The 1,894-nt window shown below is 71.8% G+C and carries 2 protein-coding genes; one reads left to right on the top strand and one right to left on the bottom strand.

Going from position 1 to position 1,894, the window contains the following annotated elements; translation table 11 throughout:
* The first annotated feature begins 121 nt into the window (after positions 1–121).
* Positions 122–1,003, top strand: a complete 882-nt coding sequence (locus VGS97_RS13845; protein WP_326853853.1) for an LLM class flavin-dependent oxidoreductase — start codon at positions 122–124, stop codon at positions 1,001–1,003.
* Positions 1,004–1,433: 430 nt separating this feature from the next.
* On the opposite strand, the gene VGS97_RS13840 is transcribed toward VGS97_RS13845, so the two are convergent.
* Positions 1,434–1,894: zinc-binding dehydrogenase (locus VGS97_RS13840; RefSeq protein ID WP_326853851.1), on the bottom strand; the 461-nt coding region annotated here is incomplete at its 5' end.

Genomic DNA, 1,894 nt, shown 5'->3' with positions numbered 1-1,894 from the left:
ATCCTGTGGGGCAACGCCCTCGGGCTGGAGCATCCCCGCGGCCGGACAACCGCCTGATTCGTCAGCTGCGGCTTCGGGGACGTGGACGCAGGGTGGACGGTCGTGACAAGGTGGCTCCATCATGGAGTTCCATCTCTTCCTGCCGCAGATGCGGCTGTCCTTTGACCAGCTCGTCACGCGCGCCCGGGCCGCCGATGCGGCAGGGTTCGGCGGGATCATGGGCATGGATCACCTGGCGCCTCCCTTGGCCGACGGTCAGCCGATGTTCGAGGCGATCGTCACAACGACGTGGCTGGCCGCGCACACGGAGCGGATCAGGGTGGGGTCGCTCGTGCTCTGCGACTCGTTCCGGCTGCCCGCCGTGCTCGCCCGCCAGGCCGTGTCGATCGACCACGCCTCCGGCGGCCGCTACGAGCTCGGCATCGGGTGGGGATCGGTGCGCGAGGAACTCGTGACCTTCGGCGTGGGCTCGGCAGAGCCGCGCCAGCGGGTCGAGCGGCTACGGGAGACGCTGGAGGTGCTGCGGGCGCTGTGGGCGGGCGAGACCGTCGATTACGACGGCCGCTACCACCAACTGCGGCGCGCCCGGCAGCAGCCGCTTCCGCTCGGCCGCATCCCGATCGTCATCGGCGGCACGGGGCCCAGGACGCTGGCGCTCGTGCGAGACTTCGCCGACTGGTGGAACGTCCACGTCGGTCACCTGGGCAAGGTCGACGAGCTCCGGTCCAGGGTCGGGGATGCGCGGGTGTCCATCCAGCAGATGGTCGCGCTCGTCGGACGAGGCGGCGACCGTGAGGCCGTAACCGCGCTGGCCACGCGGCGCTTCGGCTACGCCCGCCCGGTGATCGGCACCGGCGCCGAGCTTGTGGAGCACTACGGGCGCCTTGCCGAGCGGGGCATCGAGCGTGTCTACACCTGGTTCTGCGATTTCGCGCCCCCGGAAACGCTGGCCGAGTTCGGCGAGGAGGTCATCGCGCCGCTGGCGTCGGGTGCCCGGACCTGACCGCGGAAAGCTGACCTGGTCCGGTAAACGTGGTCATGCGACCACGATGACCGTGACGCCGACTGCATCGTAGGTGCCTTGCGCGCGCGTCCCTGGTCGCGAGGGCCACCGAGCGGTCTTTGGCGGCGAGTGCCAGGAGCGCGTCGTAGACTGCACCACCTGCGATGCCGAGTCGGCTCAGCGCGTCCGGCAGCTTACGGGCGCGTCGGGCGCTCAGCAGTAGCGGCGAGGAGAAGCGGGCCTTCAGCCGCCGGGCCGTGTCGGCTGGCGCCAGCGGGGCGTCGCCAGGCAGTAGGCGGCGGCCATTGCCCGCCTCACGGACAGCGCGAACCGCATCGATGGGGTTGCGGACGCGTCGGCAGGCTTCGCGCCCGAGAACTCGAACACGGCCGCGCCCGGGTTGGCCCGGGAAGGCATCTGGTGTCGCCGGTCAGGGCGTCAGGAGGATCTTCCCGGCGGTGGTGGTGCGCGCCAAGTCGTCGAACGCGTCGTTGATGAGCGAGAGGTCGAGCCGCCGCGACAAGAGCGGCGACGGGTCGATCTGGCCGCGCTCGAACGCGGCGATGACCGCCGTGAACTCCTCGGGCGTGTAGTACACGGCGAAGCTGATCGACACCTCCTTCATCAGCGCGGGTAGGGGCAGGAACGGCGTGGGTTCGACGCATACCCCGGCGACGACGATGCGCCCCTTCGCGCGCGCCGCCGCGATGCACGGGTCCAGGAGCCCCGGCCGGCCCACGCACTCGACCACGACGTCGTAGCCGCCCGGCGAGGCCGCCTCGGCGGTCGTGAGCACGTCGGTCGCCCCGAACGACTCCGCGGCGGCCCGCCGCGCGGCCACCGGGTCCACCGCGGTGATCCGGCGGGCGCCCTGGGCGTGCGCCCACGCGA

Source organism: Actinocrinis sp. (assembly GCF_035946395.1).
Taxonomy (GTDB): Bacteria; Actinomycetota; Actinomycetes; order Streptomycetales; family Catenulisporaceae; genus Actinocrinis.
Note: the sequence above shows the minus strand (reverse complement) of the source record. Positions and strands in the feature narration are given on the sequence as shown.